21 protein-coding genes are annotated in these 23,841 nt (G+C 40.6%); 14 read left to right on the top strand and 7 right to left on the bottom strand.

Features of this window, described 5'->3' with window-relative positions; all coding sequences use genetic code 11:
* The first annotated feature begins 216 nt into the window (after nt 1–216).
* The 8 genes from B5X77_RS16960 to B5X77_RS16925 all read left to right on the top strand — a co-directional run bounded on the left by B5X77_RS16960 (nt 217) and on the right by B5X77_RS16925 (nt 7,952).
* The gene (locus B5X77_RS16960; protein WP_079509126.1) at nt 217–1,137 is read left to right on the top strand and encodes a S66 peptidase family protein; all 921 of its coding nucleotides are present in this window, start codon (nt 217–219) and stop codon (nt 1,135–1,137) included.
* Nucleotides 1,138–1,156: 19 nt separating this feature from the next.
* Nucleotides 1,157–2,263 carry a mandelate racemase/muconate lactonizing enzyme family protein gene (locus tag B5X77_RS16955; RefSeq protein WP_079509125.1) on the top strand — a complete coding sequence of 369 codons (1,107 nt, stop codon included), beginning with the start codon at nt 1,157–1,159 and terminating at the stop codon, nt 2,261–2,263.
* Nucleotides 2,250–3,179: a C40 family peptidase gene (locus B5X77_RS16950; protein WP_079509124.1), complete on the top strand. Its 930-nt coding sequence runs from the start codon at nt 2,250–2,252 to the stop codon at nt 3,177–3,179. The genes B5X77_RS16955 and B5X77_RS16950 overlap by 14 nt, the downstream gene beginning before the upstream one ends.
* Before the next feature lie 2 nt (nt 3,180–3,181).
* Entirely contained in the window at nt 3,182–4,192 is a 1,011-nt protein-coding gene (locus tag B5X77_RS16945; RefSeq protein WP_079509123.1) for an ABC transporter ATP-binding protein, read from the top strand.
* A gap of 13 nt (nt 4,193–4,205) precedes the next feature.
* Entirely contained in the window at nt 4,206–5,009 is an 804-nt protein-coding gene (locus B5X77_RS16940) for a serine hydrolase (RefSeq protein WP_079509122.1), read from the top strand.
* A gap of 350 nt (nt 5,010–5,359) precedes the next feature.
* Nucleotides 5,360–6,232, top strand: a complete 873-nt coding sequence (locus B5X77_RS16935; protein ID WP_079509121.1) for a carbon-nitrogen hydrolase family protein — start codon at nt 5,360–5,362, stop codon at nt 6,230–6,232.
* 20 nt (nt 6,233–6,252) lie between these two features.
* Complete coding sequence (locus B5X77_RS16930; RefSeq protein ID WP_079509120.1) at nt 6,253–6,924, top strand: GNAT family acetyltransferase; 672 nt, start codon at nt 6,253–6,255, stop codon at nt 6,922–6,924.
* Nucleotides 6,925–7,235: 311 nt separating this feature from the next.
* Nucleotides 7,236–7,952, top strand: a complete 717-nt coding sequence (locus tag B5X77_RS16925) for a 3-ketoacyl-ACP reductase (RefSeq protein ID WP_079509119.1) — start codon at nt 7,236–7,238, stop codon at nt 7,950–7,952.
* A gap of 244 nt (nt 7,953–8,196) precedes the next feature.
* Here B5X77_RS16925 and B5X77_RS16920 read toward each other — a convergent pair whose 3' ends face one another.
* The gene (locus B5X77_RS16920) at nt 8,197–8,556 is read right to left on the bottom strand and encodes a hypothetical protein (RefSeq protein WP_079509118.1); all 360 of its coding nucleotides are present in this window, start codon (nt 8,554–8,556) and stop codon (nt 8,197–8,199) included.
* Between the two features lie 233 nt (nt 8,557–8,789).
* Between B5X77_RS16920 and B5X77_RS16915 the strand changes: the two genes are divergently transcribed.
* On the top strand, nt 8,790–12,281 hold the full coding sequence (locus B5X77_RS16915; protein WP_079509117.1) for a hypothetical protein: 3,492 nt from the start codon (nt 8,790–8,792) through the stop codon (nt 12,279–12,281).
* A gap of 140 nt (nt 12,282–12,421) precedes the next feature.
* Complete coding sequence (locus tag B5X77_RS16910) at nt 12,422–12,970, top strand: HD domain-containing protein (RefSeq protein ID WP_079509116.1); 549 nt, start codon at nt 12,422–12,424, stop codon at nt 12,968–12,970.
* Nucleotides 12,971–13,024: 54 nt separating this feature from the next.
* Here the strand turns inward: B5X77_RS16910 and B5X77_RS16905 are convergent, their stop codons facing one another.
* Nucleotides 13,025–13,531: a YhcN/YlaJ family sporulation lipoprotein gene (locus B5X77_RS16905; RefSeq protein ID WP_079509115.1), complete on the bottom strand. Its 507-nt coding sequence runs from the start codon at nt 13,529–13,531 to the stop codon at nt 13,025–13,027.
* Between the two features lie 207 nt (nt 13,532–13,738).
* On the opposite strand from B5X77_RS16905, the gene B5X77_RS16900 reads away from it, so the two are divergent.
* On the top strand, nt 13,739–14,461 hold the full coding sequence (locus tag B5X77_RS16900) for an esterase/lipase family protein (protein WP_079509114.1): 723 nt from the start codon (nt 13,739–13,741) through the stop codon (nt 14,459–14,461).
* A gap of 87 nt (nt 14,462–14,548) precedes the next feature.
* Here B5X77_RS16900 and B5X77_RS16895 read toward each other — a convergent pair whose 3' ends face one another.
* Nucleotides 14,549–15,616: an AI-2E family transporter gene (locus B5X77_RS16895; RefSeq protein ID WP_079509113.1), complete on the bottom strand. Its 1,068-nt coding sequence runs from the start codon at nt 15,614–15,616 to the stop codon at nt 14,549–14,551.
* 211 nt (nt 15,617–15,827) lie between these two features.
* Here B5X77_RS16895 and B5X77_RS23430 point away from each other — a divergent pair, with 211 nt between their 5' ends.
* Both B5X77_RS23430 and B5X77_RS16890 read left to right on the top strand, forming a co-directional pair.
* The gene (locus B5X77_RS23430) at nt 15,828–15,974 is read left to right on the top strand and encodes a hypothetical protein (RefSeq protein WP_176167358.1); all 147 of its coding nucleotides are present in this window, start codon (nt 15,828–15,830) and stop codon (nt 15,972–15,974) included.
* A gap of 165 nt (nt 15,975–16,139) precedes the next feature.
* Nucleotides 16,140–16,562: a hypothetical protein gene (locus tag B5X77_RS16890; protein WP_079509112.1), complete on the top strand. Its 423-nt coding sequence runs from the start codon at nt 16,140–16,142 to the stop codon at nt 16,560–16,562.
* 66 nt (nt 16,563–16,628) lie between these two features.
* Here the strand turns inward: B5X77_RS16890 and B5X77_RS16885 are convergent, their stop codons facing one another.
* The 4 genes from B5X77_RS16885 to B5X77_RS16865 all read right to left on the bottom strand — a co-directional run bounded on the left by B5X77_RS16885 (nt 16,629) and on the right by B5X77_RS16865 (nt 22,001).
* Entirely contained in the window at nt 16,629–18,260 is a 1,632-nt protein-coding gene (locus B5X77_RS16885; protein ID WP_079509111.1) for a PhnE/PtxC family ABC transporter permease, read from the bottom strand.
* A gap of 1 nt (nt 18,261) precedes the next feature.
* Nucleotides 18,262–19,008, bottom strand: coding sequence for a phosphonate ABC transporter ATP-binding protein (locus B5X77_RS16880; protein WP_079509110.1), 747 nt, complete (start codon nt 19,006–19,008; stop codon nt 18,262–18,264).
* A gap of 9 nt (nt 19,009–19,017) precedes the next feature.
* Nucleotides 19,018–19,878 carry a putative selenate ABC transporter substrate-binding protein gene (locus B5X77_RS16875; RefSeq protein ID WP_079509109.1) on the bottom strand — a complete coding sequence of 287 codons (861 nt, stop codon included), beginning with the start codon at nt 19,876–19,878 and terminating at the stop codon, nt 19,018–19,020.
* Between the two features lie 569 nt (nt 19,879–20,447).
* Nucleotides 20,448–22,001, bottom strand: coding sequence for an ABC-F family ATP-binding cassette domain-containing protein (locus B5X77_RS16865; protein ID WP_079509107.1), 1,554 nt, complete (start codon nt 21,999–22,001; stop codon nt 20,448–20,450).
* Nucleotides 22,002–22,298: 297 nt separating this feature from the next.
* Here B5X77_RS16865 and B5X77_RS16860 point away from each other — a divergent pair, with 297 nt between their 5' ends.
* Nucleotides 22,299–23,699, top strand: a complete 1,401-nt coding sequence (locus B5X77_RS16860; RefSeq protein WP_079509106.1) for an LVIVD repeat-containing protein — start codon at nt 22,299–22,301, stop codon at nt 23,697–23,699.
* Nucleotides 23,700–23,841: the final 142 nt, after the last annotated feature.

Raw genomic sequence — 23,841 nt, 5'->3', positions numbered from 1 at the left:
ATATTTTATTGCATATTTAGCAAAGCTTTGTGACTGCTTACTGAAAAAGGCGCTGAAACAAAATGTCGAGAAAAGCAGGGCTGCTGCATTTACCAAAATACCGGGAGAGGGAAAAACGAACTGCTGCTATTTACAAAATAAATCTCTGGGAAAGTTTTGACTTGCGAGCAATGGAAGGCTAAATAAATGATCAAAAATTGAAGGGAGTTGATGAATATGGCCATTAAACCTGAACGATTAAAAAAAGGTGATACAGTTGCCGTTATTGCGCCAGCAAGTCCGCCTAACAAAGAAAATTTAAACCGGGCCCTTTCTTTTCTAACAGAATTAGGTCTGAATTACAAACTGGGGAAATCCGTATACACTGAATATGGTTATCTTGCGGGTGAGGATTATGAAAGATTGGCAGATTTTCATGAGATGTTCAGGGATGATGAGGTTAAAGGTATTATCTGTGCAGGGGGAGGATATGGAACGGCGCGAATAGCTTCATCCATAGACTATGAAACAATTAAAAAAAATCCTAAGATTTTTTGGGGTTACAGTGATATCACTTTTTTACACACAGCCATCAGGCAACAGACTGGACTTGTAACCTTCCATGGTCCAATGCTTGCTTCGGATATTGGAAAAGAAGGGGCCCATCCAATTTCTAAAGAAACATTTTGGCAATTGTTCACACCGACTGACTTGCAATATGATACAGAGCTTTCGCAAATCGAAGAGCTGGTGCCGGGTTATGCTGAAGGCGAATTAGTTGGGGGCAATCTTTCTCTTCTTTCCAGTTCAATGGGAACACCATTTGAAATTGAAACAAAAGGCAAAATTCTGTTGATTGAAGACATAAATGAAGAACCACGCGCAGTTGACCGGATGCTTAATCAACTATATATGGCAGGTAAACTTCAAGACACAGCAGGAATCCTTTTAGGAGACTTTAATAATTGCGTGCCGGAAAGGGATTTGTCTTTAAGTTTGGAAGAAGTCATTGACCATTATATTAAACTCGCCAGAAGGCCAGCGCTAAAGGGATTCAAAATGGGACATTGCTCCCCGCATATCGGAGTCCCTTTCGGAACGACTGCCAGAATGGAGACAGAATCCAAAAAATTATTCGTCGAGAGTGGCATTAAATAGTTTCAAAGGAGACCAGGAAATGATTATTGATAAAATTGAAACATTCCGCACAGCTGTCCCTCTCAACAAGCCTTTCAAAACCGCTCTTCGTACAGTTACTGTAGCAGAAGCAATCTTTGTTAAAGTCACTTGTGATAATGGGATCACAGGCTGGGGAGAAGCACCGCCGACACTCGTGATTACTGGGGACAGCCTTGCGGGCATAGAGGCGGCCATAAATGAAGTAATAAGCCCCTTCTTAATGAAAAAAAGCCTACTTAGCTTTGAATCTGTATTTCAAGGTTTAAAAACACTCCTTGTCAATAATACAAGTGCTAAAGCAGCGGTTGATATGGCTTTATACGACTGTATCTCTCAGAACTGCGGTCTTCCGCTCTATCAATTCCTGGGCGGCTTCAGGAATGAAATTGAGACCGACTTTACTGTCAGTGTTAACAGCCCCGAAGAGATGGGTGAGGACGCAGTTGATTATGTTAACAAAGGGTTTAATGTACTTAAGGTAAAGGTTGGCATAGGTGACATCGCAAACGACATTGCGAGAATCAGGGAGATTCGCAAAAGAGTTGGCAATCAGATTAAAATAAGGCTTGATGCCAATCAGGGCTGGAAACCAAAAGATGCTGTAAGGGCAATCAGGAGCATGGAGGATGAAGGACTGGAAATCGAATTAGTGGAACAGCCTGTCAAAGCTGAAGACCTGGATGGCCTCAAGCAGGTCACTGATTCTGTAGATACATTAATCATGGCTGATGAAAGTGTATTTTCACCTAAACAGGCATTTGAAGTGATCAGAAGGAGAAGCGCGGATTTGATTAATATTAAATTAATGAAGTCAGGCGGGATATATCAGGCGCAAATGATTAATCAAATGGCTGAGACAGTGGGGATGGAATGCATGGTTGGAAGCATGATAGAAACCGGTCTTGGAATCACTGCTGCCGCCCATTTTGCAGCGAGTAAAAAAAACATCACCCGGTATGATTTCGATGCACCATTAATGCATGCAAAGGAAGTGATTGCAGGCGGAATAAAGTATAACGGCAGAAAAATTACATTTCCTGAAGGAACTGGTCTTGGGATAGAAAAAATCCTTTTAGAAGGAGGAAGAATCAATGGAAAGCAATAATATTTGGCTCGTCAATGTCCCGGTAGCCACTCTGTGGACTTCGTATGAATCTGCAAGGGAAATCGACAGGGACGCAATAGCTGGGACTGTTAGATTGGAAGAGTGGCTTGAAAAGCTTACATATGAACCAAGGCTCCAATTATGTGATGACAACCTTGTCCAGTCACAGGTTTTATTTGGGCAGGAGGTTATGATCATTGATGAAAAGGGAGATTGGGCACATGTTGTCATCCCCGACCAGCCTTCAGGCAAAGATAGCCGAGGTTACCCTGGGTGGATACCGAAGGATCAGCTGATTCAACAGTCCGATTGGTATATCAAGCAGGGGCCTGTGGCTGTTATTACATCCAAGAAAGCCTTGCTGTATTCTGAGCGTAATGAAAGACTGATGGAATTAAGTTATCAGACCATGCTGCCGGCCGTGGAAGATATAGTCGATAGAATCCGTGTGAAGACACCAACAGGGATAGGGATTATAAGAGCAGAAGATGCCGCAGTCTATCAAGCAGAAAAGGAGATCCCCAAAAATAATGGCGCAGCCATTGTTGCATCTGGTGAACAATTCATTGGCCTGCCATATCTGTGGGGAGGCATGAGTAGTTACGGCTATGATTGTTCAGGATTCAGCTATAATATGTGCCGTGCAAATGGTTACATCATTCCAAGGGATGCTCATGAACAAGCAGCTGCAGGTGAGAATATCGAATTAAATGACATTTTACCAGGCGACTTGCTTTTCTTCGCTTATGAAGAAGGCAAAGGGCGCATTCATCATGTTGGCATATATTATGGAGATGGCAAGCTTCTTCATTCTCCCAATACCGGCAAAAATATAGAAATTATCCCACTCGCTGATACAATCTACGAAAAAGAACTCTGTGCAGCTAGACGCTACTGGATGAATACGGGGGAATAAATATGAAAAATGAAGTTTTATTAAGTGTCAGAGATTTAAAAAAGCATTTTAGCATGGGGAAAAATGAAATTCTGAAAGCTGTAGACGGAATTTCTTTTGATATTTATAAAGGGGAAACTTTTGGACTAGTAGGAGAATCAGGCTGTGGGAAATCAACGGCCGGGCGTACCATGATTGGCCTATACGATATTACGGATGGAGAAATCATTTTCAACGGCAAGAATGTACATTCATTATCGGAAAAAGAGAAGTTCCACTTCCACAAACAAATGCAAATGATTTTCCAGGATCCTTATGCTTCATTGAACCCAAGATCCACAGTCAAAGAAATCATTGCTGAACCGATGGAGGTACACGGATTATATCCTAATAAAAAGGAGCGACTTGAACGCATCTATCAACTTCTGGAGGGTGTAGGGCTGAATAGGGATCATGCAAACCGTTATCCGCACGAGTTCAGTGGAGGCCAGCGGCAGAGAATAGGAATTGCAAGAGCACTTGCCCTCGATCCTGATTTCATTATTGCCGATGAACCCATTTCGGCACTGGATGTATCAGTACAGGCACAGGTAGTAAACCTTCTGAAACGGTTACAGGAAGAAAAAGGATTGACATATTTATTCATCGCCCATGATCTTTCGATGGTAAAACAAATAAGCAGCAGGATTGGCGTTATGTATCTTGGCCACATAGTCGAACTTACGGCTAGCAGTCAGCTTTATAAAAAACCGCTTCATCCATATACCCAGGCATTGTTATCGGCCATCCCGATTCCTGATCCGGATGTAGAGGACAAGAGGGAGCGCATCATCCTTGAGGGAGAACTGCCCAGTCCAATCAATCCTCCGACCGGATGTGTATTCAGGACGAGATGTCAGCATGCGATGGAAGTATGTGCGGAGACTAAGCCTGTATGGCATGAAATTGACCAGGACCATTACGTTGCTTGTCACCTGTATAATGACAAGTCTGGAAGCGATGGGAATAAGGAAATGTTAGTAAATATTAGATAAAGGTTTGGTTAAAATGCACATTAATGAATTAAAGGATCAATTAGCAAAAGAACTCGCCAGCTGTAAAGGCCGGGCGAGTTTATTTTTGGAAATTGAAGGACGAATTATTGAGTTTACCGGCAATGAAGTTTACCAGTCAGCCAGTTTGATTAAATTGCCAGTCTTATTTGAGGCATTAAGGCAGATAGACAAAGGAATCCTGGAATTGGACAGGCCAGTGGCAGTCCGCCAAGGAGACAGAATCGGCAGTACAGGAGTCCTCCAGGCAATGAATATCAAGCAAATAACAATTCATGACCTGTTGGCCCTTATGATCATTGTTTCTGATAATTCCGCTGCCAATATGGTGATTGACCTTATTGGAATGGACACGATCAATTCCAACCTCTCGAAAATCGGGATGCACAACACGGTTTTTAAGCGTAAAATGCTTGATTTCAAGGCTATTCAAACTGGTGATGATAATCTTACTACTTGTGCGGACATCGTGTTATGCCTGAAGGAAGCCATGGAAGGTCAATGGTTGGCCAAGCAATCCTCACAGTTGTTCCATGCATTTCTTCTTCAGCAGCAAATTCAAGAAAAACTGCCTGCTCAAATGAATCATTCTCTATACAAAATAGGAAATAAGACAGGTGAATTGGCTGGTATCGAACACGATTGTGCGGTTATCACATATGGAACAAAGAGGGCGTACGCCGCAATTTTAATAGATCAACTCGACGATAACGAGTCAGGAAAATCAATAATCCGACAAATTGGAAAGCGGATAAACGAGTATATTTCCTGCGTTTTGACAGGAAAAGCCACATATTGATAGCTTTTGATATTCATACGATAGTGGTTGCTAGCAATATGGTATAGAAATGCGCACTGTCTTAAGTAAGATAAAATACCTGTAAATCCTCCTGATTAAAAAGACCTTCTTATTTGTAGGATATTGTAAGAATCTAATTAGCCGACCATGGTCAGCCCAGAAAGAAATACATATTATAATTAAAAATCTAAAACAACCAAGATTATACGGTGCAAAAATATTTAAATTCCAGGGGCTTTTTTTCTCAAAAATTATATCCAAAAAAAATAATATGTACTATAATGATTTTCGTATTTCTGAACTTTTGATTTCAAGATGATAATTCTTTTAATATACAGGGGGAATGATGGATGAAAATGAGGGTTTCCGCAGTCCAATACCATCTTCATACGATCAGGTCGTTCGAAGAGTTTGCCGGGCAATGTGAGCATTATGTTAAAACAGCACAGGAATATGGTTCTGAGTTTGTGTTGTTTCCTGAGTTTTTCACTACTCAATTGTTATCAATAGGCAGTGAACAGGGTACAAGGCTGACCATCAATGAACTCCCTGGATTTACTGAACAATATTTAAACCTGTTCCAGAATTTTGCTTTGGAGACAGGCATGCATATTATCGGGGGTACACATGTTATAGCAAGAGAAGGAAAACTCTATAACGTGGCCCATATGTTTTACCCGGATGGCAGGATTGTTGAACAAGCAAAGCTGCACATCACTCCAACTGAAGTTAATGAATGGAATATGAGTGCTGGGGAGGATTTCAGGGTATTTGATACTGTCAAGGGACGAATCGCTCTTTTGACTTGCTATGACATCGAGTTCCCTGAAATCGTGAGAATGGCTAAAGCAAAAGGTGCTGATGTTATCTTTGTACCTTCATGCACCGATGACCGACATGGTTTTCATCGTGTACGTTATACAAGCCATGCAAGAGCCATTGAAAATCAAGTCTATGTTGTTTTAACAGGAACAGTCGGAGCATTGCCTACGGTTGATTTCATGCGGGCCAACTTTGGTCAGGCCGCAGTCATTACGCCAAATGACATTCCATTCCCGCCTAAGGGCCTTCAGGTGGAAGGGGAACTAAATAATGATATGATTGTTACTGCTGATCTTGATCTTGAGCTTCTGTATGAGGTTCGGGAACGTGGTTCGGTAACGACGTGGCGGGATCGCCGTACAGATTTATATCCAGACTGGGAAGAGGCAGAAAAAATCTAATTCGATAAGGAGTGAATTTGATGGAATACATCCGCGTTACCAGCATTGAAGATCCCTTATTTGCAAAACTCCACAGCTTGATGAAAGAGGTTTTTCCTCCCGAGGAAGTACTTGAATTTAACCTCTGGAAAGAACCGCTTGAAGATCCGGGAATCCGTGTTTTTGTTGCAGTTCATGAGGGAGAAGTAGTTGGTGTAACTGAATATCGTTATTATCCAGACTGGAATATCGCAATGACAGATTTCACGATTGTCGGCAAACCTGGCCTTAGCCTGGGACGTTTCCTTGCAAATAAAAGAATGCAAGATTTGCAAAGCCTGGCTTCTGAACAAGGAGTTGAATTATTCGGTATGTTTGCTGAGATTTATGACCCATACCGTAAAACGGATCATGAATTTGGCGGCGTAAAAATTATGGATCCATTTGTCAGACGAGAGGTACTATCGCATCTAGGGTATAAGCGACTGGATATTGATTATGTTCATCCATCCTGGGAAAATGACGGTGAAGCTGTCGAGGGACTAGACCTTTGCTTCATGCCTACTGATGATAACACCCATGAATTGCCTGCTGCATTAATCTCGGAGTTTTTAACCACTTATTATTCTGTTCTAGAAAAGAAGCCAGAAAAGTGGAACAAGATGGTTGAGCATCTCAAAAATAGAGAAACAGTGGCACTACAACCCTTATAATTTGACAGGCCAGCAGTTTCAAACACTGCTGGTTTTTTTATATGGCTCTTTTCTCAAACTTTGTTGCTATATCCTACTAAATAAGATCGGATTACCTCACTTTCTTCATGAAATCCACCCTTATGATGAGAAAAGAGCTTGCAAACTTAGTACCGACATGCAAAATGGCTTTTGTCAAGTTAAAATAGGCTTTAGGATTTTAACAACAATCTTTACGAAAACCGACTTTTATATTAAGACACATAATTTGTTTTCTCGCGTGAGTTTTTTTATAATTTATGCTTGACTACATATTTGAAAGGAGTCGTCATATGGAATCGTTAAAAGGTAAAACTGCCCTGATAACAGGTGCAGGAAGAGGCATTGGCCGTGCTGCTGCCATTGCGCTGGCTAAGGAAGGCGTAAATATCGGTATGATTGGACGTACACTTGAAAACCTGGAGAAGGTTACAACAGAATTAGGGGAATATGGGGTTGAAGTATCTGGAGCAGTCGCTGATATTGCTGACCGTGAGTCTGTAGAGCATGCTGTTGAGCATATAAAAGAAGAACTAGGAACGATTGATATATTAATCAACAATGCTGGTATTGCAAAATTCGGCGGTTTCCTGGACCTTGACCCGCAGGAATGGGAGCAAATTATCCAGGTCAACTTGATGGGAACATATTATGTAACACGAGCAGTCTTGCCGGGTATGATCGAGCGCCAAACAGGGGATATCATCAATATTGCTTCAACAGCAGGCCAAAAAGGCGCTCCAGTGACAAGTGCGTACAGTGCCTCCAAATTCGGAGTGCTCGGATTGACTGAATCATTAATGCTGGAAGTGCGTAAGCACAATATACGTGTCAGCGCGCTTACTCCAAGCACAGTTGCTACAGACCTTGCCATCGAAACGAACCTGACCGATGGAAATCCAGAAAAAGTTATGCAGCCAGAAGATCTGGCCGAATTAATGGTAGCACAATTAAAATTGAACCGAAGAGTCTTCATCAAGACAGCGGGAATGTGGTCTACCAATCCATAATGATTACAAAGGGATAGAACCAATAGGTTCTGTCCCTTTTTAGTGGCTTTTTTAGAATGATGGAAACAGTGTCTTTCTGAGAAACACACACATAAATACTAATAGTACCTGGTACTAAATCATAATGCGGTATCCCTCGTTAGAGCAGAAAAAACACTAAAAAACGATTGAAACTATACTAAAAATAAGAAATGTTATTTCACGATAGTATACTTAAGTCACAAAAAAAACGGCCTTAGCCGTTTTAAAAAGCATATTGAAATATTCCATAATATAGGGGAGCGATCGTGATTAACCCAATCAGTCTAGCTACCAATGGCATTGGGTCCTCTTCTTCTTCGAATCCAAAATCCCCGGCAAAACGATCAGCGAAGAATATGGTGAATAGCACATCCCAGAGAAGACCAATGATAAATACCATTTTCCAAACCGACGGTACAAACATTTCCGTTTCGGTCACAAAACCAAATAAACCCAACCACGTAATAATTGAAATCAAAAAATCTAACCGGGTTATATTGTTCTTATATTTACCCTTAATCAAAAACCAGACTGCTGTTGCGCCCATAAACCCTAGATAAATTACCCATAAAAAATCAGCCATACTATTAACCTCTAATTCTTTCAGTCAGTTTTTTAAAAAATTGTGCTAAGAGAAGGCATAATAAATGTTGTGTCCGCACTCCGATATTATATATGGATTTGCCTGTGAAGGGAATAAAATTTGTCGAAATTTACCCACTAAAATTTCTTGTTTTAATATTGAAATATTTTATAAATAGTGTAAAATTACACTTATCGATTATTATAGGATTAAACAGGAATTGGGGGATAAAAATGGAACTTACTCCTAAAGAGGAAAGGCGCAGGATTTTCCGTGATGAGCTCTATCGTCTAAAAGAGCTAGGTTATGTTTCTTCTGGGGACTATAACACTCTCGCGGAAGCATATAATGAATATTTCCTCGATTTGATTGCCTTTGAACAGCAAGAAAAATTTAAATTAGAGAATCTTAAGGAAGCGGAAAACAAGGCCAATGATGCGGTAAAGCTGAATCAGAATTCCATAAACAATATTGAGGATCATAAATCTCCTGTAAAACCAAATGTCATAAAGCATGAATCCAATCCGGGAAAAATCAGGATAAAGAAAAGTGCAGAAGAAATTCGTGAACGCAATATTTCCTGGTCGTTGAATATTGGCGTAATCATGCTGTTAATCGGCGGGTTGTTCGTGGCCACAAGCAATTGGGAAACAATGACTCCTTGGATGAAGGCTGGTTCCATTGCTCTTGTCTCCGGATTGTTTTATGGAATTTCCTATATAAGCTATGCCATGCTGAAAATCGAAAAAACAGCTTTTGCTTTCGTCGTCCTCGCAAGCTTATTTTTGCCGATTTTTACACTGTCTCTCGGCTGGTTTGAATTGCTGGGGTCGAATTTGTCATTCTATGGTGATGGCAGGTTCTTATTGGGTTTGATCAGCAGTTCCGTTTTAATTCCGATTTATTCCAGGCTTGCCGAAAGATTGTCATCCAGATTGTTTGTATGGTTTACTCTTATATCATTCACGGTTTCTGCTGCTTACTTTTTAAAGGCAATAGGCCTTGAATCGGATGGGTTTTTTCTTGGACTGGTGATCTTCAATACATTTTTGATTGCTGGTTATCATCTGCTTAAAAAGAATGGCAAGCTGCCGTTATTTACAAAAGAACTTGCAATTTACTATCAGGCTAACCTGGTTTTATCGACTTTAATGATGCTCTTTTTCTACGAAAATTATTTATTTAATGGATTCAATGTAATATTAACTTCTATTGTCTATCTCTCGATGATTTTTGTGAATGGTCATCAGCAGTACCATTTTGTATTCAGTACAATGCTCGTTTATGGTGCTTATCAAATTCTAGAGAATGGGCGATTTGCAGAAATCAATGATATTGGTTATGCACTTCTTGGATTTGTTTTTCTGTTTGTGCCGAAATTGTTTGGTGATCAATTTCCTTTGAAAAAAGTTTTCCAGGTCACCAGTGCCATTGTATCTGGCCTTGCGTTTCTTTTCATTACAGCTGAAGGACTGCTGGTTCGCTTTCAAAATCCATCCTTTGTTTTATTTACAGCTTACCTGATCATTTCAGTCAATTTTATTTATCTATCAAATACAAATAAAAATTTCATTTTTAATTACCTAAGCCCTATTTTTCTTGCATCCGCTATGTTTGAAGCGGTATTACTGTTTCAAAACTGGTTTGAGTTCGACAATTTAGCGTTGCCGGTATATTTTGTCGGTCTAATCCTTTTTATGACTGCGGGCTGGCTGATTAAATTTAAGCCAATTCAAAGAATTAGAAACAGTTCACGTGATGTTGGATTGTTGATTATGCTTTTAACGGTACTTTTTGCGTTGTGGATGTATGACTGGTGGGAACTGGGATTGATGTTCCTTCTCACGAGCTTTGTATTTTATGAGATGGGGAAAATCGATATTAGGCCCCTTATCCCACTTGTGGCTCAATGGGCTGTACCTATAACGCTCGGTTTCTCTGTGACGGCATTTGGAGAGGAAGTAAGGATACAAACAAGTGTATATGAGAATTTGTTCGGTATTGCAGGAAACTTTGCACTCGCAGGAATTGTACTGCTAATTGCCAGTACAGCTTTTAAAGTGAAAGATATTGGTTTATCCAAAAATGTTTTATTCTCTGCTCATGGTTTTTATGCTGCTGGCCTGTTCTTTACATTCATAGTACCGATTAAAAATAATTATGGAGAATCATTCATTTGGTTTGGCGGGATTGTGATGTCACTGTTACTTTTCTTCGTGATCAGGGAGAGGGTGATGGCATTCCTTCCGGGATTTGTCGTCTTGATCTGGTATTTGATCACCTCGAATTCGATAAATGAAGAAATAAATTTCAGTGATACTGCAGAATCCTTTATCATGCCAGGAGGCGGTTGGCTGCTGCTGGGAATGGCGGCTTTACTGATGAAAAAGGAAAAACATCTGGCAGATGGGTTTGCATGGGTAGGCAATATCTATCTGGTCCCAATCCTGTCTTCTGGGTTCCTTTTTTATCGGGATGATGCAGTATGGAGTTATCTGGTGGCAGCAGCTGTGTATGCTGCCAGTGTCCCGTTTGCAAAAAAAGAATGGACAATTAAATACTTTCTCTATGGCGCTTTCACTGCTTTCTTCATGACGGTAAAAATGGGAATAAGCCATCTTTCAGCAGGAGAATCAAGTCACTACGCATTTTTTGCTGTAAGTATTTTTATCGCAGGTTTCTGGTTCTTTTCATCAGTGGACTTTAAAAACAGAACACTATTTTACCTTGTACCGTTTTCGCTATTAGGAATCGCCAGCTTTCTGGTGGCTTATCCGTACACATGGCTTCTTTATGTAATGACAATCAGTTATGCCGCTTTAGTCATAGTTCTCCTCTGCCGTATTAAGTGGGACCCGATTGCTATTATCCCACTGTTGATGGTTTATTACGGAACCATTCAGATCCTTTTTATGACTAATCTTGATGTGTTTGTTGAGATTGACATTCTGGCTTTTTTTGGAGTGTCGCTATTGTTATTTGGTAGATGGTTATATAAGAATTTTTGGGAGAGTGGCGGTTCTTATGGACTTAAAAGCCTTGATGCCTTTTCCATAGCTGGCTTCTTGTTCATCTTTTCCATCGCACCGCTGCACACAGAGACTTTCTGGGCAATGATTTTTCATGGATTGCTTTTATCTGCGGGATTATGGCTGCAGAAAAACAGGATTCACGGTAAGGGTTCAACATCGGTACAATTCTTGGCGGGAGCTTATTTATTGGTTCCTTACTATACTGCGATTGGACAAATTAATATTCCAGACTTATTAGAGAGAGAAGCGTACGTCTTCCCGTTTGTAGTCCTTGTTATCTTCATGCGATTAATCTTTAAGCAGCGATATGCTAAAATCACTGGTTATATTCAGTGGATAGTGCTGTTAATTGTCTCACTGCTCCTCATTCAGGATGGAATGGCGAGCAACACAGTATATGATGCGCTGATCCTTGGTTCTCTTTCCCTGATCTCAATGCTTGCAGGCATGTGGCTGCGGGTTAAAGCGTATTTTTTTATCGGTGCCGGGGTTTTGCTTCTTAACGTCATCATGCAGACTAGACCATTTTGGGGAAATCTCCCTTGGTGGGGGTATCTTCTTGTTTCCGGTTCAATTCTAATTAGTGTCGCTAGCTTTAATGAATGGAACAAACAAAAGGGAGCAAAAGGAGAGAAGACCTTCTTAGCTAGAATAAAAGAGAACATAAAGATGAAGTTGGAAAACTGGAATTAAGGAAGCTGCTGGCAGGTTGTCACTCTTTGCCAGCTTTTTTAAGTTTATAGAGACACAGAGAGTTTTATAATGTGCATTTTTACATGAATTCTGTTAACATTCATAAAAATAAGCAAAACACTTATCAAGGAGGTTAGCCTGTGAGAGATGTAACACTTTTAGATATATATGAACATCATATTGCCCAGAAATATTTAAAACGTTCAGGAATGGCACATGCAATTGCTGTTGCATACCATGCATTCCAGCTTGCCAAAAAACATAATGTAGATGTAGATATCGCTGCCAAAGCAGGGTTCCTCCACGACATCGGCCATTTCACCTGGTACAGGAACGGTAAGTGGGACTACGAATTATACCGAAAGAACGATATACATCCTATAAAGGGTGCTGAAAGGGCGCACAAGCTCCTCATCAGGCTTGGAGAAAACCCCGTACAGGCGAAAGCCACTTCACTTGCAATCCTTTTCCATACTGACTCCTTTTTGCCTTCAAACGACATTGTCCGGACTCCGCTTCAGAAGGTCGTAAAATGGGCGGATGAAAAAGACGAAGAAGAAGGCGGTAAACATCATTATCGAAAAATTGATCAAGAACGAGCAAAACAAAGCATAATCAGGCTCGATAAAATGATTGATGAAGAGTTATCGAAAGGTAAAGATAGCGGCGAAACAAGTTTGCCTATTTAAGGAGAATATCAAGGGCACCGGATGCAATCCGGTGCCCTTTCTAAGCAGGTTATTTTAGTGATGGGCAGGAAATACCCTTTCAATCATTGTATTAAAATCTTCAGTTAGACCGGGGATTGGTCTTCTGCTTTGGAGCTGCTCGCGAAAATCTGTCATTTCCACTACAAAATCCGCATTAGACGAGACAAATACTTCTTTAATCGCATCATCTGCAGCTTTTATTTGGCGGTCAATTTTGTTATATACCTCGTCTGGAACAGAAGTAGTATTGCCATCTTCGAGAACCACGGCTACATAGGCTTTTGGCTGGACTGTGATGACTGTCGCACTTTGGACATTTTGGAGCATTTCTGCTTGTTGTTCTAGATCATCGTTGCCCTTTATCCTATAGGTCTGATTATAAGAATTGGAGCGGTATTCCTCATTTAAATTAAGGACATGCGGGTTATTCTCTCCATAAACATGAGGAGAATCTGCTCCTTCATCCGTATAAGTATTGCATCCTGTGAACAACATGGCCGGGACTAAAAGTGATATCAGCGGAATGATAATTCGTATCATTGGCTAAACCTCCCTTTTATCAAACTGGGAATAGGCTGCCCAAATAAAACAGTTTCTATTCAATCTTTTGTAAAATGACGAAGGAGAGGTATGTGAAAAGGTAAATTGAATGAGAGTATCTGTTGCCTCACTTATTTAGTTTAAGGAATTTTTTGAAAACGCTGCCATAATATTTATAGATTATAATTTTAGGAGGTTTTTATAATAATGGTAAGGGGCCTAATAAGTTTGGTTGTTTCGGTTGTCTTTATTCTTGCTCTTGTTTCACCAGCAACCGCCGCTAAGAGGGTTTCAGCGGAAGCTGAAAAAGATCCGGTCGTATTTGTCCATGGATTCACAGGTTCATCATCAGGTTATGACAATATGAAGCAATGGCTGATCAGCCAGGGCTGGCCATCAAGCTATTTGTATGCCATCCAATATACTGATACAACGGGAAGCAATATTGACAATGCTTATGAATTACAATCATTCGTGAATCAGGTCCTTCGGCAGACAAAAGCTGCGAAAGTAGACATAGTCGCTCACAGCATGGGTGGTTTAAGCACTCGCTATTACGTAAAGTACCTAGAGGGTGCGCAAAAAGTAGATGATGTGATTACTTTGGGGTCGCCTCATCATGGAACAAATTCATCTTATTTTGGCTTATGGACTGAAGGGGCACGTGAAATGGTTCCAGGAAGTGCTTTCTTGAATGATTTGAATAGTGCTGATGAGACACCAAATGGAAGTGATACATCTTCAATCATACAATACACATCGATTTACAGCAGTGCGGATACTGTTATTAATCCTTATACGAGTTCGATAATTAATGGCGCAGATAATGTCCAAATCACAGGGGTAAGCCATAGCGGATTGCTGACGGACATAACCGTCCGGCCATTCGTTCTTGAAGGCCTGCAGGATGGGGGAGCAAATTCAAATTAAACTTTTTCAATTATAAACGTACCGGTATAAATCATGAAAAAAACACAATAAAACGACAGCCTGTCAATACCAGGCTGTCGTTCTGTATTATGATGTTTTACTGCGAAGCTTATAAAACTTCCAAACATCCCTAATGATGATTTTTATCACTGAATAGAGCGGTATGGCAATAAGAATGCCGATGAACCCATATAATGAACCAGCTGCGATTAACAGCAGAATGACTGTGATGGGGTGGAGGTTGAGCTTCTTTCCCATAACTTGAGGGGTGACAAGGTTTCCTTCCAGCTGCTGCACGATCACCAGTACAATTAAGACCTTAAACATCATCAATGGACTGCTGGTAAGTGCTACGAACAGAGCTGGAATTACCCCTATAATAGGTCCCAGAAAGGGAACAACGGTTAAAAACATTGTAAAAATTGCTAAAATAAGCGCATAGTCAAGTCCAATAATCTTATAACCGATATACATCAGGGTGCCATCCACCAGAGCGATAATAAATTGGCCTGTTACATATGTGAACAATGTTTTATCGATATCCTTCAATATTCGATTGCCTTCCTCCTCGTGTTCTTCAGGAATATGTCTAATGATATATGGTCTTAATTTTTCATCATCCTTTAAAAAGAAGAAAGCCAGGAAAGGTACAACCACCAGGACTGTTGCTATGCTAGTAATCAAGGAAAATAGTGTCATGATATTTTCCCCGAGATTTTGTGATAGCTTGCTTAAATAATTTATGCCCTTCTGTTTTAGCTCGTCCGCATTGATAAAACCTATCGAGTTATCATTGATGACCTTTTGTGATTCCTTCGTAACCTCATCGACCTTTTCAGGGAAATTTTCTGTCAAGCCACTGACCTGCTCACCTAACATCGATCCCGCGAAATAAAAGAAACTGGAGAATATTCCTGCGACTAGTATAAAAACAATGAGTACGCTGACTATTTTAGGGAGATACCTGTGAAGCAATTCAACCGGCTTTCTCAAAATATAGTAAACGAGACCTGAGATTAGGACAGGAAAAAATATAGCTATAATGAAATTTTGCAGTGGCCAGACGAAATAATCTATTTTTCCAAAAAGAAAAATAATGAGAAGAACCAGTATGATCGCTGTAGCATATTTAAAAAAAGGTTTTTGTATCCACATCTATTTACCCCCTGAATATTATATTTCTTCATAATTACTTCCCTTAAAGGGCCATGCATTAAACAATGGTTGTCATATAGTGGACAGCAGTCGCATATAAATATAAAAATTGGTAGTTTAATAGTTTATTTTACGGGTAAATATTCTGGTCAGCAGAAAATGTTAACACAGCAATTGCCACTGGTCATCTTCTGTGTAAAGGGGTCTCTGTATGGTTGCAGTTGAAGAACATCTTTTATTTATTAAAGAATTAGGCCGATTATTTGAAGAATATGCACACTGCAAAGACGATGAACTGAAAACTGAAATATATAAAGATATACAGTTATTAGGTGAAGCAATTAATATTACAAATTGATAAAGTACTGGCAAGCCATGGAGTAATTGGCTTGCCGTTTTTACTTTTCTCATAAGAAATAGCGTTTATTATTTTAAAAAAATTCCCATATGAACTGGTTAATTAGGAAAATCAGCTGCACTTCAATCATATATATGAAACAAGCATATGAAAGGGGAGGGTACGATGAAAATTGACCTTTCAAAAGATCAATATTTGACGCTTGTTAAGCTATTACAGCTTGGTAATTGGCCTCTTGGACTGACAGAAGTGAATAATGAATTGGTAAAAAAAGCGGAAGATCTTGAACAGTATATTTTCGCCCTGGCCAGGGACTTTGAAGCAGCAGAGGAAATTTACTATGATAAAGAAGAAGAGTACTACTATCTTTCAGATAGGCTGAAAGAGACAGTAGAATCAATTATCGATGAGTATGAGGAGGATGTCTTTTGGGACCAGCTTACGCATAAGCTGGCAACAATCGATTTGAAACGTGAAGTCGACATCAACACTTCCATTGAAGAAAAAATCAATCGTCTTTTCCAGCTTAAGGCAAGGTACGAAAAATACTTCCTCGAGAATGGGCTGGACAAAATGGATATTCTCTAAGAATTTCAGTCTTCAAACACTTAATCTATAATAAATCAAAAAATCCGGCCGTATTACTGGCCGGATTTATTTTATGAAGGATCTTGCTCTTTCCGAGATAAAATCGGCGGAAAAGACAAGAACCAAATAGAAAAACAGCAAAAGAGCAATGTCAGTATAGTGGAAAAAACTCATGCTCAGCTTGAATTGCTGGCCAAGACCGCCAGCTCCCACAAAGCCGACTACAATAGTGGTCCGCATGATGACTTCCCAACGATAAAGGATGTAGGTCAGAAAGCGGGGCAGAGCAGTCGGCAGGACTCCATAGAATAAAAGCTGCAGCCTGCTTGCGCCACTTGATGCAAGATTCCGGACCGGACGGGAATCTAAATCCTCGATTACTTCTGCCAGAAGCTTGCCGAGTATTCCGTAATTATGAATAGCGAGGGCAATCGCACCAGGCAGGATACCCGGTTTGAAAATAAAAATAATAATCATCGCCCAAACAAGCTCGGGTACAGCTCTAGTAAAAATATAGCCACCTCGAACAATTCCGAAAGCCAGCAGCCCATGCCATTTTTTTGAGGATGTAATAGAACCATCAGCTATATTCCTGGCTGCCGGAACTACAGTTAAGAGGGCTGCAATTGTTGCAAATCCAGTGGCCATTACACTCATTAACAAAGTATCTATCGTAAGGGAAAATGCATCACCCCAGCTTTTGCTATTTAAAAAGGCTGGATCTTCTTCACCGATTCCCAGAAGACCGTTGAAGAACTGTTTTGCATAGGAAAGATTCTGTTCGGAAAATAATGATGTAAGGCTTGCCTTTTCTATCGTAAAAATAGAAAACCAGGATAAAAGTGAAAGAAAAACAATTGAATAGAAAGACATTTTCAGATTTCTTTTAACTATGTTAGGAGAATTCAGATTTTTTCTTAGATGATTGCTCCAGGCATCAATGAGGATGACGAGGAGAATCAGGAAAAACACAAAGGTCCACACTTCATTATATTGCAAATCATCCAGGCTTAATTGAATCTGGTAGCCGAGACCGCCAATGCCAACAAAACTCATGATCGCTGATGATCGTACCGCACATTCGAATCGATAAAATGCATAGCTTACTATGTTTGACCGGACCATAGGAAGGTATCCATACCATAGTGCCTGCACCCTTGTGGCTCCTGCTGCTTCCAGTGCCTTGATTGGTTCGTCCCGTACATCTTCAAGCATGTCTGCAAAAATTTTCCCGAGAATTCCACCATAAGGTATCGCCAGTGCAAATATCGCTGCAAACGGGGAAAGGCCAATTGAAGCAACAAACAGCCATGCCCAGACAAGCTCGTGAATGGCTCGCATGAAACCAAGCTGCCCTCTAAAAAATGATTTGATATATCGTTTTGTTTTAATATTGGTAAAAAGGATTCCGGAAGCCAGAATGCCGAAGAAAAAGGCAATGATTATGGCCAGGCTCATACCAGCCACTGCATAACTTAAAGTGGTCCAGGTTGACTCCAAAGCGAGCATCAGGATATCAGCCGATAAATCCGGTCTGAAAAATGCTGCTGCAATTTGTTTGGCAGTTTGAATTCCTTTTCCATGAATCAATTCCTGACTCCAATGTATAGTTGACAGACTCCATAGAAAGGCCAGAATAAGGAGCATACTGAGTATTTTCCTTTTATGAAGGTTGATGTTCCACCAGGTTCTTTCCATGCTAAGCCTGCTCCCTGAGTTTGTACAAGCTATCAATATGGGTGTCAGAGACGGATGATGCAGGCAAATCAAAGAAAATCTGTCCGTTTTTAAGCCCAATCAGTCGATCGAAGTACTTTTTAGCGTACTCTACCGAGTGCAAACTGGCTATCAATGTTTGGCTTTCCTCGGAAGCAATCTTGACAAGTAGTGCCATTATATCCTCTGCTCGTACTGGATCTAAGGAAGCCACAGGCTCATCGGCCAATACAATTTCAGGACTCTGTACAAGCAGTCTGGCAAGGGCAACGCGCTGCTGTTCACCACCGGAAAGGGCAGAGGTACGTTCATATAATTTCTCTCTCAGTCCAACACGTGAAAGTGCCTTGATGGCGTCATCCTTTTCCTGAGGGACTAACAGTGAAAGAAGTGATTTAAATATCCCCCATTCTGACAGCTTGCCCGCAAGTACATTTTGAATCACTGGCAATTCTCCGATGAGGTCAAATTGCTGTCGTATGATCCCGATTTTCTTAGCCCTTTTCTTCTGGTCAGTCATTTCTGCCAACCGCTGTCCGTCAATAGTAATTTCTCCTCGGTCAGGTGATAATGTAGCGGCAAGTAAATTCAACATTGTCGTCTTACCTGCACCGCTTGGACCAATCAAAGCTATTAATTCCCCTTTGTTTACAGACAAAGAAAGGGAAGATAAGGCTATCTTCCGCTCGTAAATTTTTTCTATATTTTTCATAACAATAAATTCGCTCATGAAGCCCACCTACTTGATGATCTTTAGTTGCTTGGCTACTTCTTCAATTGCCTTATAGTTTTCATTCTTGGATTCAATAAATCGATCGGTTTGCAGAAGTTCCATAATCTCATTGTCATCTTTAGTCATTGATAGAATCGCTTCTTTGATTTTTGTTTTTGTTTCTTCATTGTCAATGTTGACAGTCCAATTGTAATCATAGTATTCAGGTGTTGTGTAGAATACTTTTACCTTAGATTCATCTACTTTGCCTTCCTTGACAGCTGCTTCCCAGACAGAAACATTCAAGGCGCCTGTTTCGAATGCTCCAGATTCAACAAGTTTATATGTTTTATCGTGTGAACCTGAGTAGTTAGGTTTTCCATCGAGTTCCTGGTCAGGATCAATGCCTGCTTCCATCATGAAGTAGCGGGGCATTAAATGTCCTGAAGTTGAACTCTCGCTCCCGAAAGTGAAGGATTTTCCTTTTAGACCTTCAAGACTATCAATCTCAATGTCTTTTTGAGCAATAAAAACAGACTTGAACTTTTCGTCAATAGGCCTCTGTGCAAAGGCTTCAGCCTCCGGAACAGAATTTCTCGCCTGAACACCCGTCAAGCCACCGAACCACGCAAGCTGAATCTCGCCACGTTGAAAAGCTGTTACTAAAGCTGAGTAATCAACAGAAGGGACGAACTCAACATTCAATCCTGTTTTGTCGCCTAGATCCTTCGCGAAGTCCTCCATGCTTCTGTTCAAGTCAGCAGTGTTCTGATCCGGAATCGCACCAATCTTTATTGTTTCGGCTTTTGTTGGTTTGCTATCATCATCGGCACAACCAGAAAGAACAGACATCAATAATAAACTGCAAACAATTAAAAGTTTTTTCATATATTTATCCCCTATATAAAATAATTTTATAACCTTTATAAAATTTATCAATAACTAAAGGATAACTCAATACATTTCGTGAACTTTTTTATGGAAAGTATAGATATTCTAGAGCTAATGGCCATGCTCGATCATTTGTTTGAGTTGCAACCTAGATTTTGACGGTACTGGAGATGCACTGCAGACTATTCAGCTATCCCAAGTAGGTGCAGGTTCAGACAAACCAGCGGCTATCCCTCGTAGTTGTCCGAAGGGGATGCAGATTCAGAAAATCCAGCTGCTATCCCTCGTAGTATTGTTCGAAGGTGATGCAGATTCAGACAAACCAGCGGCGTCCACCGCATTTTTGTCCGAAGTAGATGCAGGTTCAGACAAACCAGCGGCTATCTCACGAGGTTTTGTCCGAAGTAGAAGAAGGTTCAGCCAAAACAGCAACTATCCCAGAAGGTTTTATATGAAGTAGCCGCCGGTTTAGACAATCCAACGGATGAAGGGGAATTCGTTCCACAGGCAATCGGAAAAAATAAAAAACCTGCTGATATAAAACCAGCAGGTTATTCGAAGATCTATTAATTGACTTCGCTAGCCCATTCTTCCACATTCCAAACTTTAGTTACCCAATCCTCATAGAAATCTGGTTCGTGGCTGACAAGGACGATTGTTCCTTTGTAGGCTTTCAAGGCGCGTTTAAGCTCAGCTTTAGCCGTGATATCAAGGTGGTTGGTTGGTTCATCGAATAACAGCCAGTTGCTTTCGTGCATAAGAAGCTTTGTTAAGCGCACCTTTGCCTGCTCGCCTCCGCTCAATTGATTGAGCGGGCGTGAGATATGTTCGTTTTTGAGACCGCTTCGAGCTAAGGCTGCCCTTACCTGATGCTGGTCCATACCCGGGAATTCACTCCACACATCATCAATTGGCGTTATGTTGGCTGCCTTTACTTCCTGCTCAAAGTATGAAGGGAAGAGGAAGTCACCACGCTCGATTTTGCCACTCAGTGCAGGAATTTTTCCAAGCATTGTTTTAAGTAATGTTGATTTCCCGACACCGTTCATACCTACAATGGCGATTTTTTCACCGCGCTCAATTGTCACGGACAATTTTGGAAGCAATGGATGTGTGTAGCCAATTTCGAAATCAGTGCCTTCAAATACGTAACGGCTGCTTGCACGAGATTCTTTAAATTCAAATGTAGGTTTTAACGCAGTTTCCGGCCGGTCAATCCTTTCCATACGGTCAAGTTGCTTCTGACGGCTTTTTGCACGGCCGGTTGTTGAATATCGAGCTTTATTTTTCGCAATGAAGTCTTCCTGTTTTTTGATGAATTCTTTTTGTTTTTCGTAAGCGTTGATATGCTGGTTCTTGTTGATTTCAGCCAATTCAAGAAACTTTTCATACGTTGCTGTGTAACGTGTCAATTTAGAAAATTCCAACTGAAAAATAACGTTGGAAACCTGGTTCATGAACTCAGTATCATGGGAAATCAGGATAAAAGCGTAAGGGTACTCTTTTAAGTATCTGGTCAGCCATTGAATATGCTCCACGTCCAGATAGTTTGTAGGCTCATCAAGAAGAAGGACTTTTGGTTTCTCAAGCAATAGTTTTGCGAGCAAAACTTTCGTACGCTGTCCTCCACTCAATGCGGAAACATCTCGGTCGATACCGATTGCATCTAGGCCAAGCCCTCTTGCTGCTTCTTCTACTTCAATATCAAGGGAGTAAAAACCTCCAGCATCAAGAGCATCCTGGATTTCGGCCATTTCTTCCAGCAGTTTTTCAAGTTCCTCAGGGGTGGCATCTGCCATTTTACCAGTTACCTCATTAAGCTGTTCTTCTTTTTTAAAAAGAGGAAGGAAAGCATCTCGCAATACGTCACGAATTGTTTTTCCTGGTGTCAATACCGTATGCTGGTCCAAGTATCCGTACTCTACACCAGGTGTCCATTCAACTTTACCAGAGTCATGGATCAATTGGCCGGTGATAATGTTCATTAGAGTCGACTTTCCGACTCCGTTTGCACCTACCAGGCCGACATGGTCCTCTGCTAGCAGACGAAAGGAAACCTCTTTGAAAAGGGTACGGTCCCCAAATGTATGGCTCAAGTTTTCTACATTCAATAAACTCATTGTATATATCCTCGCTTTATCTATTTTCAGGAAATTTATTTATAATCACATTCCTTAATCATACTAAAATCTCTGGTTATGTTCTAGACTTTTCTTGGCGGAAGATATGGAAACTCATTATTTGAACTTTATGGAAATCTACCTACTTCGAATATCGAAACAAATACTATAGTCTTAGGGATAAAATGCGGGATTAGGATAATTTTACTGAATTTACAAAATTTACAGTTTATTAATTGCTGAAGAGTTTCTACCTTTGTTATATTGTTATTCAATACATAAAGGGAGGTTTTGATAGTGAAAAATCGATTGATCCCAAGCCTGATTCTTGCTGGTGCTTTAACTGTATCATCAATTCCATTCAATGTCCTTGCTCATGACGAACTTGGAGATGTCAATATTGAAAAGGGTGAAAGAACTGGCTATAGCGAAATATCTGTCCCTGTCATGGAGGGAAGTAAAAACCTCCAATTTTTATATGAGGCAGCTGCTCCAGAAATGAAGACAGTCAGGGCAGATGGGAAACAGAACAGCTTTGCAGATGTGTATTCCCACAAAGGGTATGCATATCTGGGCACGCATACTCAAAATGGCGGTAACGGCGGAGTACGTGTATTCGACCTTAAGGATCCAGCCAACCCAAAGGAAGTTGCGGTGTTCGCCAATAATGATATCCCTGGGACATGGCAGGAAAAAGTGATCGTAAAGAGTATAAATACTCCATCATTCAAAGGAGACCTCGCTGTTGTAAGTGTTCAGCAGCTTAATAGAAATAACCCTGATTCAAAGGGCGGATTTTTACTTTATGATGTTACAAACCCAGAAACCCCTAAGAAGCTTGGTTTCTATGAAGTTACAAAGAAAACCAGTGGAACACATGAACTCTATTTAACTATGCAGGGCAACCGGGCGATCGTGCTTGCGGCTAACCCGTATGCTGACTATTACAGTCACGGGGAAGAAAAGGATTTCCAGATTGTGGATGTCAGTGATCCTTCAAATCCTGAGAAACTATGGGAATTCGATCCTAGGACACTTGAAGAGATTCCTGAAGATTTTAATGGATACCACTGGAATTCACCTGATGGGAAAACACGTCCAGTCTTCAACCATAGCACAATGGTAGATGAAACCGGTAAGTATGCATATGTTTCGATGTGGGATCTTGGAACCGTCATTTTTGACATCAGCAATCCTAAACAGCCGAAATATTTGGGAAGAACGGATTTCGCCTCTAATCAGCAGGGCTCAGCGCACTCGGCTGCATTAGCCAAAGGCGGCAATGTACTGATTGAGACAAGGGAAGTATATAATCCAACTAAACAAGGTTATGAACAATCATACGGATATACAAGGATTTTCGATATCAAAGATAAAACCAACCCTAAGTTGCTTAGCGAGTTTAAGACAGATTTAGTAGATGATATTGAAAATGGAGTAACATTCGCTAACACTGTTCATGACCCTAAAGTTCACGGGAACACTCTATACTTATCACACTATGCAGGCGGAGTTTATTCTGTGGACATTACAGATCCGGCGAATCCTAAGCAAGTAGGGCAGTATGTACCGGAAAAGTCCGATGTATGGGGAGTATATGTTGACCGCAATTATATACTGGCATCTGATATTGGATCCGGATTAAAGGTCTTACTGAAAAACAATGGATCTTCTTCTGAATTTCAGGGAGTGGAATAGATATTTAGAAAGCACGCTTTTTGCGTGCTTTTTATTTTTGCCTTTGCAGGTTAATCAGTGACTTTATTAACGAATCCGACTCTAAAAACATGTAAAATAATGCCTTGATTTGCTATAATTGTACTGGGCTAGAATCGATTTA

It is taken from the genome of Mesobacillus jeotgali (assembly GCF_900166585.1).
GTDB lineage: Bacteria > Bacillota > Bacilli > Bacillales > Cytobacillaceae > Mesobacillus > Mesobacillus jeotgali_A.
This window is presented reverse-complemented; position numbering and strand designations above follow the sequence as displayed.